This window comes from Pseudomonas sp. rhizo66 (genome assembly GCF_031931925.1).
Lineage (GTDB): Bacteria > Pseudomonadota > Gammaproteobacteria > Pseudomonadales > Pseudomonadaceae > Aquipseudomonas.
In genome coordinates this window covers 219,430-234,970 of the sequence record NZ_JAUJWZ010000006.1, presented here as the reverse complement: position 1 = coordinate 234,970, position 15,541 = coordinate 219,430, and the positions used below count along the sequence as shown (strand labels likewise).

Annotated in this window: 13 protein-coding genes; 6 read left to right on the top strand and 7 right to left on the bottom strand. The window is 59.5% G+C overall.

Going from position 1 to position 15,541, the window contains the following annotated elements:
- Nucleotides 1-88 precede the first annotated feature (88 nt).
- The 3 genes from QZR14_RS09890 to QZR14_RS09880 form a co-directional block, all read right to left on the bottom strand.
- The gene (locus QZR14_RS09890) at nucleotides 89-1,192 is read right to left on the bottom strand and encodes an NADH:flavin oxidoreductase (RefSeq protein ID WP_311996446.1); all 1,104 of its coding nucleotides are present in this window, start codon (nucleotides 1,190-1,192) and stop codon (nucleotides 89-91) included.
- 194 nt (nucleotides 1,193-1,386) lie between these two features.
- Nucleotides 1,387-1,869 carry a glutathione peroxidase gene (locus QZR14_RS09885; RefSeq protein ID WP_123451724.1) on the bottom strand — a complete coding sequence of 161 codons (483 nt, stop codon included), beginning with the start codon at nucleotides 1,867-1,869 and terminating at the stop codon, nucleotides 1,387-1,389.
- A gap of 124 nt (nucleotides 1,870-1,993) precedes the next feature.
- Nucleotides 1,994-2,479, bottom strand: a complete 486-nt coding sequence (locus tag QZR14_RS09880; protein ID WP_108591397.1) for an FKBP-type peptidyl-prolyl cis-trans isomerase — start codon at nucleotides 2,477-2,479, stop codon at nucleotides 1,994-1,996.
- On the opposite strand from QZR14_RS09880, the gene QZR14_RS09875 reads away from it, so the two are divergent.
- From QZR14_RS09875 to QZR14_RS09865, 3 genes are read left to right on the top strand one after another with little or no spacing between them, the layout of a single operon-like run.
- Nucleotides 2,448-2,774 (top strand): DUF3565 domain-containing protein, encoded by a 327-nt coding sequence (locus tag QZR14_RS09875; protein WP_250607658.1) that lies wholly within the window; start codon nucleotides 2,448-2,450, stop codon nucleotides 2,772-2,774. The genes QZR14_RS09880 and QZR14_RS09875 overlap by 32 nt on opposite strands.
- A 60-nt stretch (nucleotides 2,775-2,834) precedes the next feature.
- Nucleotides 2,835-4,934, top strand: coding sequence for a phosphate acetyltransferase (gene pta / locus QZR14_RS09870; protein ID WP_250607656.1), 2,100 nt, complete (start codon nucleotides 2,835-2,837; stop codon nucleotides 4,932-4,934).
- Nucleotides 4,935-5,837, top strand: a complete 903-nt coding sequence (locus QZR14_RS09865) for an acyltransferase (protein ID WP_250607653.1) — start codon at nucleotides 4,935-4,937, stop codon at nucleotides 5,835-5,837. It abuts the gene before it with no gap.
- Between the two features lie 178 nt (nucleotides 5,838-6,015).
- On the opposite strand, the gene cysN is transcribed toward QZR14_RS09865, so the two are convergent.
- The 3 genes from cysN to QZR14_RS09850 form a co-directional block, all read right to left on the bottom strand.
- A complete protein-coding gene (gene cysN, locus QZR14_RS09860) occupies nucleotides 6,016-7,914 on the bottom strand; it encodes a sulfate adenylyltransferase subunit CysN (RefSeq protein ID WP_311996445.1) in 1,899 nt (632 codons plus the stop codon).
- Nucleotides 7,915-7,923: 9 nt separating this feature from the next.
- Nucleotides 7,924-8,841 carry a sulfate adenylyltransferase subunit CysD gene (cysD, locus tag QZR14_RS09855; RefSeq protein WP_007912374.1) on the bottom strand — a complete coding sequence of 306 codons (918 nt, stop codon included), beginning with the start codon at nucleotides 8,839-8,841 and terminating at the stop codon, nucleotides 7,924-7,926.
- A gap of 246 nt (nucleotides 8,842-9,087) precedes the next feature.
- Complete coding sequence (locus QZR14_RS09850; RefSeq protein WP_311996444.1) at nucleotides 9,088-9,846, bottom strand: Nif3-like dinuclear metal center hexameric protein; 759 nt, start codon at nucleotides 9,844-9,846, stop codon at nucleotides 9,088-9,090.
- Between the two features lie 103 nt (nucleotides 9,847-9,949).
- Between QZR14_RS09850 and algW the strand changes: the two genes are divergently transcribed.
- From algW to QZR14_RS09835, 3 genes are all read left to right on the top strand, one after another.
- On the top strand, nucleotides 9,950-11,107 hold the full coding sequence (algW, locus tag QZR14_RS09845) for a Do family serine endopeptidase AlgW (protein WP_250607647.1): 1,158 nt from the start codon (nucleotides 9,950-9,952) through the stop codon (nucleotides 11,105-11,107).
- An 88-nt stretch (nucleotides 11,108-11,195) separates the two neighbouring features.
- Complete coding sequence (locus QZR14_RS09840) at nucleotides 11,196-13,301, top strand: TonB-dependent siderophore receptor (protein WP_311996443.1); 2,106 nt, start codon at nucleotides 11,196-11,198, stop codon at nucleotides 13,299-13,301.
- Nucleotides 13,302-13,313: 12 nt separating this feature from the next.
- Nucleotides 13,314-14,033, top strand: a complete 720-nt coding sequence (locus tag QZR14_RS09835; protein WP_311996442.1) for a DUF4198 domain-containing protein — start codon at nucleotides 13,314-13,316, stop codon at nucleotides 14,031-14,033.
- A 453-nt stretch (nucleotides 14,034-14,486) separates the two neighbouring features.
- Here the strand turns inward: QZR14_RS09835 and hisC are convergent, their stop codons facing one another.
- Nucleotides 14,487-15,539, bottom strand: a complete 1,053-nt coding sequence (gene hisC / locus QZR14_RS09830) for a histidinol-phosphate transaminase (RefSeq protein ID WP_250607641.1) — start codon at nucleotides 15,537-15,539, stop codon at nucleotides 14,487-14,489.
- Nucleotides 15,540-15,541: the final 2 nt, after the last annotated feature.

Sequence of the window (15,541 nt, the reverse complement as noted above, 5' to 3'; positions counted from 1 at the left end):
GGGGATCCTCGGTGAACACACATTTTGTGAACAGCAGAGAAACCTGTGGGAGCGAGCCTGCTCGCGAAGGGGCCAGTGAAAGCGCCGCTTAAACCAGCGTCATCAACGCCTCACGGCTGAACGGCAAAATATCCTGTTCACGCCCTTCACGAACTTTCTGCGCCCAGTCCGGATCGACCAGCAAAGCGCGCCCCACCGCCACCAGATCGAACTCCTCTTTGTTCAGACGCTCCAGCAGGTTCTCCAGACTGGCCGGTTGCGCGACCTTGTCGGTGTTGACCATGAACTGCAGGAACTCGCCATCCAGGCCAACGCTGCCTACGGTGATGGTCGGTTTGCCAGTCAGTTTGCGCGTCCAGCCGGCCAGGTTCAGCTCGGAACCGTCGAACTCAGGCTCCCAGAAGCGACGCGTCGAGCAGTGGAAAATATCCACGCCAGCATCGGACAGCGGCTGGAGGAATTCACCCAACGCCTCTGGGGTTTGCACCAGACGCGCGGTGTAATCCTGCTGCTTCCACTGCGAGAAACGGAAAATGATCGGGAAGCCTTCGCCGACCGCCGCACGCACCGCTTGAATCAATTCAATGGCGAAACGCGAACGGTTGGCCAGGCTGCCGCCGTATTCATCGGTGCGCTGGTTGCTGCCTTCCCAGAAGAACTGGTCGATCAGGTAACCGTGGGCGCCGTGGATTTCCACGCCGTCCATGCCGATGTTCTGTGCATCCTTGGCCGCTTGGGCGAAAGCCGCGATGACGTCCTGGATGTCTTGTTTAGTCATGCCGTGCACTACGACCTGACCGTCCTTTAGTTTTTCCGACGGGCCGTAACCCGGCACGCTGGCGTCCGGCTCGGTGCCGATGCGGCGCACGCTGCCGACGTGCCACAGTTGCGGAACGATCTTGCCACCTTCGGCGTGAACCGCATCAACGACTTTCTTCCAACCGGCCAATGGCGCGTCACCGAAGAACTGCGGCACGTTCGGATAGCCGTTGGAGGCTATGTGGCCAACGGTGGTGCCTTCGGTGATGATCAGGCCAACACCGGCGGCCGCGCGACGACGGTAGTACTCGATGACTTTCGAATTAGGCACGCCGCCTGGAGAAAACGAGCGAGTCATCGGTGCCATGACCACGCGGGTCGGCAGTTCGAGGGCACCGAGTTGGAACGGTTTGAACAAGGCTTGAACGGGCATCGAAGGGCTCCACAGAGAAGGCTTTATGACGGCGATAATATGGAGACGCGAACCCTTTGAACAGCACTATTGATTTGGGTGATTAAGGATTAAAAGACGCAAAGCAAAAGATCGCAGCCTTCGGCAGCTCCTACACGGGGTTTGAGGCCACCTGTAGGAGCTGCCGAAGGCTGCGATCTTTTGATCTTGCTGTTTCAGCCCAGCGCTTTTTCAATCGCATGAACAATGGTCGGATCATCCGGTGCCGTGCGCGGAGAGAACCGGGCCAGCACCCGGCCGTCCTTGCCGAGCAGAAACTTCTCGAAGTTCCAGGTGATGTCACCGGGAAACTCGGCGCCCTCGCCTGCCAGCAGACGATAGAGCTGGTGACGATCATGACCGTTGACTTCAAGCTTGCTCGACAACGGAAACGTCACGCCATAGTTGAGGCTGCAGAAATCCTTGATCTCTTGTTCGGTACCTGGCTCCTGACCGGCAAACTGGTTGCACGGCAGGCCCAGCACGCTAAAGCCTTTGCCTTTGAATTGCTGATGGAGGTTTTCCAGCGCCGCATACTGTGGCGTCAAGCCGCATTTGGAGGCGACGTTGACCACCAGCACGACTTGGCCCTTGAACGGTGCCAGCGGTAGCTCCTGACCATCCAGGGCTGTCAACTTAAGGTCGTGAAAAGCACTCATGACGAACTCCAAGATTCCCGTGTTCTACTCGAAACAGCCACTTGGCGAGACCACCAAGGACAGCCGCGGACTAAAAAGGCGCCCGCAGGCGCCTCTCCAGTAACTCGAAGCTTAGCGCAGAAAATCAGTGGTGATGGCCACCTTCGCCATGGACGTGGCCATGAGCGACTTCTTCCTGGCTGGCGTCACGGATAGCAACGATCTTCACTTTGAAGTTCAGGCGCTGACCAGCCAGTGGGTGGTTGCCATCAACGGTAACGTCGTCGCCGTCGAGGTCACGGATGGTGACGATTTGCATCTGGCCGTCCGGCGCCGAAGCGTGGAACTGCATGCCGACTTCCAGCTCGTCAACGCCTTCGAACATGCTGCGGCTCAGGGTGCTGACCAGCTCAGCGGCGTATTCACCGTAAGCGTCTTCCGGCTCAACGGAGACTTCCAGCTCGTCACCAACAGCTTTGCCTTCCAGAGCTTTTTCCAGGCCCGGGATGATGTTGCCTGCGCCTTGCAGGTAGACCAGCGGAGCGCCGCCGGCGGAGCTGTCGATGACCTCACCAGCGTCGTTGGTCAGGGTATAGTCGATGGAGACAGCCTTATTGGCGGCGATCAGCATGGGGCGAGACCTTTTGCATAAGAATATAGAAAGGCCAAGTTTAGCGAAGCAATCGCGCGAAAGCGAACACAACCCGGACAAACGGGTTTCGACGATCGCAGGCTTTCATCAGGACGAGGACGGTCACTGGGTCGTCGAGCTTTCCTGCGGCCACACCCAGCACCTGCGCCACCAGCCGCCCTGGCAATCGCGCGCCTGGGTTCTTGATGCGGCGCAACGTATTGAAAAAATAGGCCAACCCTTTGCCTGTGGTTGGTGCGCACAAGGCCCGGTTAACGATAACCTTGGCGACTGAATTTCGGTAGGCGGTCACGTATAGAACGCCACCATTGCCATGCAACTTTAGAGAATTCGCATGCAAACTTTTTTTATCGCGCCCACCGATTTTGGTGTGGGTCTGACCTCCATCAGCCTCGGGCTGGTGCGCACGCTTGAGCGAGCCGGGCTGAAAGTCGGCTTCTTCAAACCGATTGCCCAGCCGCATCCGGGCGACACCGGCCCTGAGCGCTCGACTGAACTGGTGTCGCGCACTCACGGCCTGAAACCGCCGCAACCACTGGGCCTGGCCCACGTTGAGCGGATGCTCGGCGATGGTCAGCTCGATGAACTGCTCGAAGAAATCATCACCCTCTATCAGCAAGCCGCCATCGGCAAAGACGTGCTGGTTGTCGAAGGCATGGTGCCGACCCGCAGCGCCAGTTACGCCGCGCGGGTCAATCTGCACCTGGCCAAGAGTCTGGATGCCGAGGTGATTCTGGTCTCGGCACCGGAAAACGAAGTGCTCGCCGAACTCTCCGGCCGAGTCGAATTGCAGGCGCAATTGTTCGGTGGCCCGAAAGACCCGAAAGTCCTCGGGGTGATCCTCAACAAGGTCAAGACCGACGAGAGCATGGACGCCTTCGCTGCGCGTCTGAAGGAACATTCGCCGTTGCTGCGCAGCGGTGATTTCCGCCTGCTCGGCTGCATTCCCTATCAGCCGGAACTCAACGCGCCGCGTACCCGCGACGTCGCCGACCTGATGGGCGCACAAGTGCTCAATGCCGGTGATTACGAAACCCGGCGCATGACCAAAATCATCATCTGCGCGCGGACCATGCGCAACACCGTCGAACTACTCAAGCCCGGCGTGCTGGTGGTCACCCCGGGCGATCGCGACGACATCATCCTCGCCGTCAGCCTCGCAGCAATCAACGGCGTGCCGCTGGCCGGTCTGCTGCTGACCAGCGACACCCTGCCCGATCCGCGCATCATGGATCTGTGCCGTGGCGCGTTGCAGGCCGGTCTGCCGGTGTTGTCGGTGAGCACCGGCTCCTATGACACCGCCAACCTGCTCAACGGCCTGAACAAGGAAATCCCCATCGACGACCGCGAGCGTGCGGAGATCATCACCGACTTCGTCGCCAGCCATCTCGACGCCAAGTGGCTGCACCAGCGCTGTGGCACACCACGGGAAATGCGCCTGTCGCCGGCGGTGTTCCGTTATCAATTGATTCAGCGCGCACAAGCGGCGAACAAGCGCATCGTCCTGCCCGAAGGCAGCGAGCCGTTCACCGTGCAAGCGGCGGCGATCTGTCAGGAACGCGGGATTGCCCGTTGCGTGTTGCTGGCCAAACCTGCAGACGTCGAAGCGGTCGCCCGCGCCCAAGGCATCGTGCTGCCGCCCGGCCTGGAGATTCTCGATCCGGATCTGATCCGCGAGCGCTACGTCGAGCCGATGGTCGCCCTGCGCAAGACTAAAAGCCTCAACGCGCCAATGGCCGAGCAGCAACTGGAAGACACCGTGGTGATCGGCACCATGATGCTGGCGCTGGATGAAGTCGACGGCCTGGTCTCAGGCGTGATCAACACCACCGCCAACACCATCCGCCCGGCGCTGCAACTGATTAAAACCGCACCGGGCTGCACGCTGGTGTCGTCGGTGTTCTTCATGCTCTTCCCGGAGGAAGTACTGGTTTACGGCGACTGCGTGATGAACCCGCACCCGAGCGCCACCGAGCTGGCCGAGATTGCTCTGCAAAGCGCTGACTCGGCGGCCGCATTCGGCATCACCCCGCGCGTGGCGATGATCAGCTACTCCAGTGGCGAATCGGCCACTGGCGAAGAAGTCGAGAAAGTCCGCGAGGCCACCCTGCTCGCCCACGAACAACAGCACTCGCTGCTGATCGACGGCCCGCTGCAATACGACGCCGCCGCCAACGCCGACGTCGCTCGGCAACTGGCACCGAACAGTCAGGTGGCCGGTCGTGCCACGGTGTTTGTCTTCCCCGATCTGAACACCGGCAACACCACGCACAAAGCCGTACAACGCAGCGCCGATTGCGTCAGCCTCGGGCCGATGCTGCAAGGCTTGCGCAAACCGGTGAATGACTTGCCGCGCGGCGCGCAAGTCGATGACATCGTCTACACCATCGCCCTCACCGCGATTCAAGCCGCCAACCGACCTATGGATGTGTAAATGCTGGATTTTCTACCTGCACCCGTGCGCGGTGTGATCGCCTCGCTGCTGTTGGCACTCAATACGATTCTGCTGTGCTCGTTTCTGTTCTGCGTAGCGCTGATCAAAGTGCTGCCGTTCGACCTTGCCCGACGCGCCTCGCTTTGGCTGATGAGCCATACCCACGAAGCGTGGATCAGCAACAACAAGGGCTGGATGAACCTGGTACGGCGCACGCGCTGGCACATCAGCGGCCTGCAAGGCCTCGACTACCAGCACTCGTACCTGATCACCAGCAACCACCAGAGTTGGGTGGATATTCTGGTGCTGCAATACGTGCTCAACCGCAAGATCCAACCGCTGAAGTTCTTTCTCAAACAGGAACTGATCTGGGTTCCGGTAATCGGTCTGGCGTGGTGGGCGCTGGGCTTTCCGTTCATGAAGCGCTACTCCAAGGCGTATCTGGCCAAGCATCCGGAGAAGAAAGGCAAAGACCTGGAAACTACCCGCAAGACCTGTGCGAAATTTCGCAACAACCCGGTGGGGATTTTCAACTTCGTCGAAGGCACGCGATTTACCGAAGGCAAGCATGCGCAACAGCAATCGCCCTTCAAATATTTGCTCAAGCCCAAGGCTGGCGGGATCGCCTTTGTGCTGGATGCGATGGGCGAGCAACTGGAGTCGATCGTTAACGTGACCATCCACTACCCGGCCGGGCGCCCAGGGTTCTGGGACTTGCTCTGCGGCAATGTGCGCGATGTGGTGGTGCACTTTGAAGAGCTGAAGATTCCTCAGCAATTCATTGGCAAAAACTACGATCAGGACGGCGAGTATCGCCTGCAGTTTCAGGGCTGGATCAACCAGCTGTGGCTGGACAAGGATGCGTTGCTCGAACAGATGCACCGCCAATACCCAAAGAATTAAAGATCAAAAGATCGCAGCCTTCGGCAGCTCCTACATTAGATCGGCGTAGACCCTGTAGGAACTGCCGAAGGCTGCGATCTTTTGACATTCTCAAAGCGACAAAAAAGCCCGCCGATGATCACTCATCGGCGGGCTTTTTCTTGCAGCTAGAAGCTAGAAGCTTGCAGCTGCTTCTGCCTTAGATCGCGCCACGCTTGCGCAGCAGTTCCAGCACTTGCTTGACGCTGTCTTCCAGACTCAGTGTCTGCGTGTCGATCACCAGATCGGCATTCAGCGGCACGTCGTAAGGGAAAGATTCGCCCGGGATGTTGTCGCCAGCGGCGGCATACAGACCTTGCGGATCACGCTCGGCGCACACGGCCGGCGAGGCCTGCACGTAAACGGTCAGCAAGCGATCCTTGCCGATCAGATCCTTGGCCTGCTCGCGACCTTCTGCGCTTGGTGCAACGAACGCAGCCAGGGTCAGCAGACCGGCTTCGTTGAACTGACGCGCTACGTGCGCAGCACGACGCCAGTTCTCGGTGCGGCCGGCGCGATCCTGTGGCAGACCTTTATTGAGATCCTGACGCAGGTTCTGACCATCCAGCACAAACACCGCACGCCCCATGTCGAACAGCTTGCGCTCCACCGCATAGGCCAGCGTCGTCTTGCCCGCGCCAGACAGGCCGCTGAACAGCACGGTAGCCGGTTGCTGGCCGAAGCGCTGAGCACGCTCTTCCGTGGCAACGTGAGCCAGTTTGCCGTGGTGTGAGGCGGTCCCGTGAGCCACGGGCTGAGCGACAATCATGCCAGCGCCGACAGTGCCGTTGGTCAAGCGGTCGATGACGATGAACGCGCCGGTGGTGCGGTTGCTTTCGTAACCGTCGAGGGCAATCGGCGCGTCGAGTGCGATCTTCACCTTGCCGATTTCGTTGAGCTGCAACGCGCTCGCCGGGCCTTCTTCGAGGGTGTTCACATCGACCTTGTTGACGATGCTGGCGATCGAGCCCGGCACGTAACTGGTGGCGCGTTTGATGTCGTATTTCTTGCCCGGCAGCATCGGCTCTTCAGCCATCCACACCAGCATCGCTTCAAAGCTGTCGGTAACCGGCGGCACGTTGTCGGCATGCACCAGCAGGTCGCCACGGGAGATGTCGATTTCGTCTTCCATGGTCAGCGTCACGGCCTGACCTGGACCGGCGTGCTCCAGCTCACCTTCGAAGGTGACGATGGACTTCACGCGGCTGCTCTTGCCCGACGGCAGCACCACGACTTCGTCGCCCTTGTGCACGATGCCGCTGGCCAGGGTACCGGCGAAACCACGGAAGTTCAGGTTCGGACGGTTGACGTACTGCACCGGGAAACGCAGATCGGTGAAGTTGCGATCGCCCGCCACTTCCACGGTCTCGAGAATTTCCATCAGCGACTGGCCGGTGTACCAAGGCGAGCGCTCGGACTTGTTCACCACGTTGTCGCCCTTTAGGGCAGACATCGGCACGAAGTGCATGCTGGTCGGCTTCATCTTCAAGCCTTCGGCGAACTTCAGGTAGTCAGCCTTGATCGACTCGAACACGCCCTCATCGAAGTCCTTCAGGTCCATCTTGTTGATGGCGACGACGATGTGTTTGATCCCCAAAAGGGAGGCGATGAAGCTGTGGCGACGAGTCTGGGTCTGAACGCCGTAACGGGCGTCGACGAGGATGATCGCCAGGTCACAGGTGGACGCACCGGTGGCCATGTTGCGCGTGTACTGCTCATGGCCGGGGGTGTCGGCGATGATGAATTTGCGTTTGGCGGTGGAGAAATAGCGGTAGGCGACATCGATGGTGATGCCCTGCTCGCGCTCGGCCTGCAGACCGTCGACCAGCAATGCCAGGTCGATGTCGTCACCGGTGGTGCCGACTTTCTTCGAGTCGCGGGTGATCGCTTCGAGGTGATCTTCGTAGATCATCTTCGAGTCGTGCAGCAGGCGCCCGATCAGGGTGCTCTTGCCGTCATCGACGTTACCGCAGGTCAAAAAGCGCAGCAGCTCTTTACGTTCGTGCTGGCCCAGGTAGGCGAGGATGTCCTCGCTGATCAAATCAGATACGTGCGACATGACAGCCCCTTAGAAATAGCCTTGACGTTTTTTGTCTTCCATTGAGCCGGCACCATCGTGGTCGATGACACGGCCCTGGCGCTCGGAAGTTCGCGTCAGGAGCATTTCCTGAATGATGTCCGTCAGGCTTTCGGCCTCGGACTCCACCGCGCCCGTCAACGGGTAGCAGCCAAGGGTGCGGAAACGCACTTTCTTTTTGACGATGCGTGCCTTGTCCTCATCGGACAGGTGCTCGAGGATGCGCTCGTCGTCGATCATGATCAGCGTGCCGTTCTTCTCGATCACTTCGCGTTCGGCAGCGAAGTACAGCGGCACAATCGGGATGCCTTCGAGGTAGATGTACTGCCAGATGTCCAGCTCGGTCCAGTTCGACAGAGGGAACACACGGATGGATTCGCCCTTGTTGACCTTGCCGTTGTAGACGTTCCACAGCTCTGGACGCTGGTTTTTCGGGTCCCAGCGGTGCTTGCTGTCGCGGAACGAGTACACGCGCTCTTTGGCGCGGGACTTTTCTTCATCGCGACGGGCGCCGCCAAAGGCTGCGTCGAAACCATGCTTGTCGAGTGCCTGCTTCAGGCCTTCGGTTTTCATGATGTCGGTGTGCTTGGCGCTGCCGTGGGTGAACGGGTTGATGTTCTGCGCCACGCCATCGGGGTTGATGTGGGTGATCAGGTCCAGGCCCAATTCCTCGACCATCTTGTCGCGGAACTTGTACATTTCCTGGAATTTCCAGCGGGTGTCGACGTGCATCACCGGAAACGGCAGTTTGCCCGGGAAGAACGCCTTGCGTGCCAGGTGCAGCATCACGGCGGAGTCTTTACCGATGGAGTACAGCATCACCGGGTTATCGAACTCGGCGGCCACCTCGCGGATGATGTGGATGCTTTCCGCCTCCAGCTGTTTCAGATGCGTCAGTTTGTCGACCATGGCTACTCACGAAAGCTTTCTTATGAACGGCCAGCGGGCCGTGTTCGAGCGGGGAATCCTAGCACAGCGACCTTCTTCTAATCAGGACGCCAGCTAGAACGAAAGGGCATATGAATATGCCCACTCGTTTGGGCGATGCCCCCTGTAGGAGTTGCCGAAGGCTGCGATCTTTTGATCTGGTCTTTTAAAAAACAAGATCAAAAGATCGCAGCCTTCGGCAGCTCCTACACAGGGGAGTGGTGCTCGTCAGATCGGATTCGGGCAATCGATAAAGATGTGTTCGAGGGCGAAGCGCTTCGCCAGATAATCGCCCAATGCCTGTACGCCGTAGCGTTCTGTGGCGTGATGACCGGCGGCGATGAAGCTGATGTCGTTTTCGCGGGAGCTGTGGAAAGTCTGCTCGGAGGCTTCACCGCTCAGGTACAGATCGACACCTGCCGCGACGGCCTGATCGATGTAGCCCTGACCGCCGCCGGTGCACCAGCCAACCCGACGAATCATCGGGCTGCCCTCAATCAATAGCGGCTCGCGGCCCATGACCTCCTGCACCTTGCGGGCGAAATCGCGCGCGGTCATTGGCTCATTCAACGAACCGACCAGGCCGACAATTTTCAGATTGTCCGGATCCAGCGGCCCTTCGACCGTGATGTCGAGTTGGCGAGCAAGCTGCACGTTATTGCCAACATCAGGATGCAGATCCAGTGGCAAATGGTAGGCGAGCAGACTGATGTCGTGCTTGAGCAATGTCTTCAGTCGACGCTGCTTCATGCCGGTGATGCACGGGTTTTCGCCCTTCCAGAAGTAACCGTGATGCACCAGCACCAGATCAGCCTCGGCTTCGACGGCGGCATCGAGCAAGGCCTGACTGGCGGTGACGCCGCTGACGATGCGCATCACTTGCGGCCGGCCTTCGACCTGCAGGCCGTTGGGGCAATAATCGGAAATTTTTGCACTGCTGAGGTAACGGTCGGCTTCTTCGACGAGGGTGCTGAGGGCAACGGCCATGAAAGACTCCTAAATATCCCGTTCAGAGGCACGCGCGGCCTCGTATAATGCGCGACATTATGGGCGGTCTGACCCCGCCTGCAACTTTTCCAGGACGTGCTTAATGCTCAAGGCGCTGCGTTTTTTCGGCTGGCCGTTGTTGGCCGGTGTGCTTATCGCTCTGTTGATTATTCAGCGTTACCCGCAGTGGGTCGGGCTTCCGAGCCTCGACGTCAACCTGCAACAGGCCCCGCAAACCACCAGTGTGCAGCAGGGCCCGGTGTCCTATGCCGATGCGGTGACCATTGCCGCGCCTTCGGTGGTCAACCTCTACACCACCAAAGTCATCAACAAACCGGCGCATCCGCTGTTTGAGGATCCGCAGTTCCGGCGCTTCTTCGGTGACAACTCGCCGAAGCAGAAGCGCATGGAATCGAGCCTCGGCTCCGGCGTGATCATGAGCCCGGAAGGCTACATTCTGACCAACAACCACGTAACCAGCGGCGCCGACCAAATCGTCGTGGCCCTGAAGGATGGCCGTGAAACCCTCGCCCGCGTCATCGGCAGTGACCCGGAAACCGACCTCGCGGTGTTGAAAATCGATCTGAAAACCTTGCCGGCCATCACCGTGGGCCGCTCCGACAGCATTCGCATCGGCGACGTCGCGCTAGCCATCGGCAACCCGTTCGGCGTCGGCCAGACCGTGACCATGGGCATCATCAGCGCCACCGGGCGTAACCAGTTGGGTCTGAACAATTATGAAGACTTCATCCAGACCGACGCGGCGATCAACCCTGGCAACTCCGGCGGTGCGCTGGTCGATGCCAACGGCAACCTCACCGGTATCAACACGGCGATCTTTTCCAAATCCGGCGGCTCGCAGGGCATTGGCTTTGCGATACCGGTGAAGCTGGCAATGGAAGTGATGAAGTCGATCATCGAGCACGGTCAGGTGATTCGCGGCTGGCTGGGCATTGAAGTGCAGCCGCTGACTCAGGAACTGGCTGAGTCGTTCGGCTTGTCCGGGCGTCCGGGGATTGTCGTTGCGGGGATCTTCCGCGATGGCCCGGCGCAGAAGGCCGGCCTGCAACTGGGCGACGTGATTCTGAGCATCGATGGCGAACCGGCCGGTGATGGTCGCAAGTCGATGAACCAGGTCGCGCGGATCAAACCGACCGACAAAGTGACGATTCAGGTGATGCGCAACGGTAAAGAGCTGAAGCTCACCGCTGAAATCGGCCTGCGTCCGCCACCGGCTCCAGTGCAGGAAAAACAAGAGTAAAACTTTTTCCGCGCCAGGTGCGCGGATAAAAGATATTCTCAACAGGCATGTTATATTGTTTCAATCCTGACAATTGGAACAACATAACATGTCGTCTCGAACAAAGGCCTCCCTGCTCGGCCTGAGCCTGGGTTTGCTGGTCGAACCAGCGTTCGCCGAAGAACCCAAGCCGCTCGAACTCGACGCCATCAGCGTCATCTCCGACTACGAGTCTCCCACCGGCCCGGTCAGAGGCTACCGCGCCACACGCTCGGCCAGCGCGACCAAAACCGACACGGCGATTCGCGATATTCCGCAAGCGATCAGCGTGGTACCCGCCAGTGTGCTCAAGGATCTGGGCAGCACCAGCGTCGAACGCGCGCTGGATTTCGCTGGCGGCGTATCCAAGCAAAACAACTTCGGCGGCCTGACGCTCTACGAATACAGCGTGCGTGGATTCACCACGTCGGAGTTCTACAAGGACGGTTTCAGTGCCAATCGCGGCTATCCGAGCACCCCGGACGCGGCCAATATCGAGCGCATCGAAGTGCTCAAAGGCCCGGCCGCCAGCCTCTACGGTCGCGGCGATCCCGGCGGTACGGTGAACATCGTCACCAAAAAACCCCAGCCCGAAGCCTTCACCACCCTGCAAACCAGCGCCGGCAGTTGGGATCGCTATCGCACCGCGCTGGACGTCAACACGCCGCTGGATGAGCAGGGCGACGTGCTGTCGCGGATCAACCTCGCGGTCGAGGACAACCACAGTTTCCGCGATCACGTCGACAGCCAACGCGTGTTCGTTGCGCCCTCAATCAGTTGGCAATTGAACCCGGATACTTCGCTGTTGGTAGAAAGTGAAATCGTCCGTCACAGCTCCACCTTCGATCGCGGCATCGTCGCGCCCAGTAATAAATGGAGCGGTGTTTCGCGCTCGACCTTCCTCGGCGAACCCAACGACGGCAACGTCGATAACCACAACAATCTGCTTCAGGCCACACTGGAACATCACCTCAACGACAGCTGGAAGCTGCGCTTGGCCAGCCATTACAAGGAAGGCAAACTCTGGGGCGACGCCTCGGAACAACGAGCGCTGAACGCCGACGGCCATACGGTTAACCGTCGCTTGCGCGAACGCGATACGAGCTGGCACGACAGCATCACCCAACTGGAACTGCGCGGCCTGTTCGACCTCGGCCCGTGGCAGCATGAACTGCTGATCGGCACCGAGTACGAAAACTTCCGCAAGAACGAGCGTGTCACCACCATTGCCGGTGGCCCTTACGCCATCGACATCTACAAGCCGATCTATGGCCAGCCGAAACCCAACGGCGCGCGCTCGGGTACTGACTTCTTCGAGCACGTCGAAAGTCATGCATTGAACCTGCAGGACCAGATCATCTTCACCGACAAACTACGCGGGATGATCGGCGCGCGTTTCGAGCATTTTGATCAGCACATTGACGACCACAGCCGCAACGCCACCAGCGACCAACGTCACGACGCCCTCACCCAGCGGCTCGGCCTGCTCTATCAATTGACGCCACAAACGGGCCTGTTCGCCAACGCCTCAACCTCGTTCAAACCGAACAACGGCCTCGACGCCGCCGGCAAATCCTTCGATCCGGAGGAAGGCGTCGGTTACGAAGTCGGGATCAAGAACGAGCTGTTCGACGAGCGCCTGAGCAGCACCCTCGCCTTCTTCCACATCGATAAGGAAAACGTCCTCGCCCTCGACCCGGCCACCGACACCAGCCGCGCGATGGGCAAGGCACGCAGTCGCGGTTTCGATCTGCAAGTCAGTGGGCAAGTGACCGACGCCGTGCGGGTGATCGGTGCGTTCGCTTACATCGACGCCGAAGTTACCAAGGGCGACGCGGTGATTCCCACCGGCAGCCGCATCCTTGGCGTGGCCAAACGCAGCGGCAGTCTGCTCGGGGTTTATGAGTTTCAGGATGGCCATTTGCGCGGCTCGGACGTCGGCGCGGCGTTCACCTATGTCGGCGATCGCTCGGGAGAATCCGGCAGCGACTTCGAATTGCCGGCCTATCACACCGTCGACTTGCTGGCGCATTACAAGGCCAGCGACAACGTGACTGTCGGCCTCAATCTGAACAACCTGTTCGACGAAAAATACTACGAGCGCGCCTACAGCAACTACTGGGTCAACCCCGGTGAGCCGCGCAATTTCACCGTCAGCCTGACACTCAACCTGTAAAAGGACGTCACCATGCAATACGGCAAATCCCTTGTGCTCATCGCCGCGCTGTTCGCAGGCCAGGTCTCGGCCCATGGCCTGTGGACTGAGCAACGGCGCGGCAATATCGAAGTGGTCTACGGTCATGGCGCTGAGGACAATGCGTTCAAGGCGCAGAAGATCAGCGGCGCCTGGGCTTACGACGCGAGCGGGAAAATGATCCCGGTCAGCGTCGAGCGCCTGGCCGATCACGCACGACTGAAACCACTGAAGGCCCCCGCAGTGATGGCAGTAGCGCTGAACAATGGCATGTGGTCGCAGACGGCTGACAAAAAGTGGATCAACGAAGGCCGCAGCAAAGTCCCGGGCGCGGTTGAAGCAACGGAGACGTTCAAATACAGCCTGGCGATTTATCAGCCGGGCGCGAAGTTGCCCACGCTGGGTCAGATCAAGCTGCTGATTTTGCCTGAGGTGGATCCGTTGACCGTTGGGCCGGGCAAGTCATTGCCGGTGCGGGTGTTGCTCGATGGCAAACCGGCGGCAGGGGTGAAGTTGATTGGCGACTATCGCAGCGCGCCGAACACGTTGAGCACCGAGACGGACAAGGATGGTCGCGCACAGGTATTGGTGCGTAATGAAGGGTTGAATGTGATTGCGGCGCAGGTTGAGGTGCCGGTGAAGGGCCGCGCTGATGTGGATAGTCGCGGGTTGTTCAGTTCGCTGACATTCCTCGGCGAGCCGCATCACGAATAAAAACTCACCCTCACCCCAGCCCTCTCCCGGAGGGAGAGGGAGCCGACCGAGTTGTCTTACGGGCTGCATCGACCTGAAAGACCGAGTCGATTATGGATTTGGTCAAGGAGGATCAGGTCGCTGCAATTCATTAACATCCCCCAATCGGTCCCCTCTCCCTTTGGGAGAGGGCGCCGACCGAGTTGTCTTACGGGGTGCATCGACCTGAAAGACCGAGTCGATTATGGATTCGGTACAGCACTTTCACGTCGGCGAAACTCTGCAATATCCCCCAGTCAGTCCCCTCTCCCTTTGGGACAGGGAGCCGACCGCGTTGTCTTGCGGGGTGCATCGACCTGAAAGACCGAGTCGATTATGGATTCGGCACAGCACTTTCACGTCGGCGAAACTCTGCAATATCCCCCAGTCAGTCCCCTCTCCCTTTGGGAGAGGGTTAGGGTGAGGGCTTTGCTTTTAGAGGTCGCCAAGCCCATCGATCAGCGCCTGATTCTGCTCCGGCGTACCAATCGAAATCCGCAGGAACTGCGCAATCCGCTCCTGCTTGAAGTGCCGCACAATCACACCCTGCTCACGCAGCTTGGCCGCCAGTCCTGCCGCATCGTGCTGCGGATGCCGGGCGAAGATGAAGTTCGCCGCCGACGGCAACACTTCAAAACCCTTGGCTTGCAACTGCGCAATCACCCACTCACGGCTCTCGATCACCAAGCGGCAGGTCTTGTCGAAATATTCACGATCCTCGAACGCCGCCGCCGCACCGACAATGGCCAGGCGATCCAGCGGATAGGAGTTGAAGCTGTTCTTGATCCGCTCCAGCGCTTCGATCAGATCCGGATGGCCGACCGCCAGCCCCACGCGCAGCCCGGCCAGGGAGCGCGACTTGGACAGGGTCTGTGTCACCAGCAGGTTCGGATAACGGTCCACCAGACTGATCGCGGTTTCGCCGCCGAAGTCGATATACGCCTCGTCGACCACGACCACCGAATCCGGGCTGGCCTTGAGGATCTGCTCGACCGCGTCCAGCGCCAACAGGCAACCGGTGGGTGCGTTCGGATTCGGGAAAATGATCCCGCCGTTCGGCTTGGCATAGTCCGCCGGGTCGATCTGGAACTGCGCGTCCAGCGGCACCGCATCGAACTTGATGCCGTACAAACCGCAGTAAACCGGATAGAAGCTGTAGCTGATGTCCGGGAACAACAACGGCTGATCATGTTGCAGCAAACCGTGGAAGATGTGTGCGAGCACTTCGTCCGAACCGTTGCCCAGGAACACCTGACTGCTCTGCACGCCGTAATACTGGGCGACTGCGGTTTTCAGCAGGTCGCTGTTCGGGTCCGGGTACAGACGCAGGTTGTCATTCAGTTCCACCTGCATCGCCGCCAAGGCTTTTGGCGATGGGCCGTACGGATTTTCGTTGGTATTGAGCTTGACCAGTTTGGTCAGCTTCGGCTGTTCGCCCGGCACATACGGCACCAGATCCTTGACGAACGGGCTCCAGAATTTACTCATCG

Excerpts from the sequence above, each read along its gene's own strand:
- QZR14_RS09890 (WP_311996446.1), bottom strand. The coding sequence starts at position 1,192 with ATGCCCGTTCAAGCCTTGTTCAAACCGTTCCAACTCGGTGCCCTCGAA.
- QZR14_RS09885 (WP_123451724.1), bottom strand. The coding sequence starts at position 1,869 with ATGAGTGCTTTTCACGACCTTAAGTTGACAGCCCTGGATGGTCAGGAG.
- QZR14_RS09875 (WP_250607658.1), top strand. The coding sequence starts at position 2,448 with ATGGAGACAGCCTTATTGGCGGCGATCAGCATGGGGCGAGACCTTTTG.
- QZR14_RS09880 (WP_108591397.1), bottom strand. The coding sequence starts at position 2,479 with ATGCTGATCGCCGCCAATAAGGCTGTCTCCATCGACTATACCCTGACC.
- pta (WP_250607656.1), top strand. The coding sequence starts at position 2,835 with ATGCAAACTTTTTTTATCGCGCCCACCGATTTTGGTGTGGGTCTGACC.
- QZR14_RS09865 (WP_250607653.1), top strand. The coding sequence starts at position 4,935 with ATGCTGGATTTTCTACCTGCACCCGTGCGCGGTGTGATCGCCTCGCTG.
- cysN (WP_311996445.1), bottom strand. The coding sequence starts at position 7,914 with ATGTCGCACGTATCTGATTTGATCAGCGAGGACATCCTCGCCTACCTG.
- cysD (WP_007912374.1), bottom strand. The coding sequence starts at position 8,841 with ATGGTCGACAAACTGACGCATCTGAAACAGCTGGAGGCGGAAAGCATC.
- QZR14_RS09850 (WP_311996444.1), bottom strand. The coding sequence starts at position 9,846 with ATGGCCGTTGCCCTCAGCACCCTCGTCGAAGAAGCCGACCGTTACCTC.
- algW (WP_250607647.1), top strand. The coding sequence starts at position 9,950 with ATGCTCAAGGCGCTGCGTTTTTTCGGCTGGCCGTTGTTGGCCGGTGTG.
- QZR14_RS09840 (WP_311996443.1), top strand. The coding sequence starts at position 11,196 with ATGTCGTCTCGAACAAAGGCCTCCCTGCTCGGCCTGAGCCTGGGTTTG.
- QZR14_RS09835 (WP_311996442.1), top strand. The coding sequence starts at position 13,314 with ATGCAATACGGCAAATCCCTTGTGCTCATCGCCGCGCTGTTCGCAGGC.
- hisC (WP_250607641.1), bottom strand. The coding sequence starts at position 15,539 with ATGAGTAAATTCTGGAGCCCGTTCGTCAAGGATCTGGTGCCGTATGTG.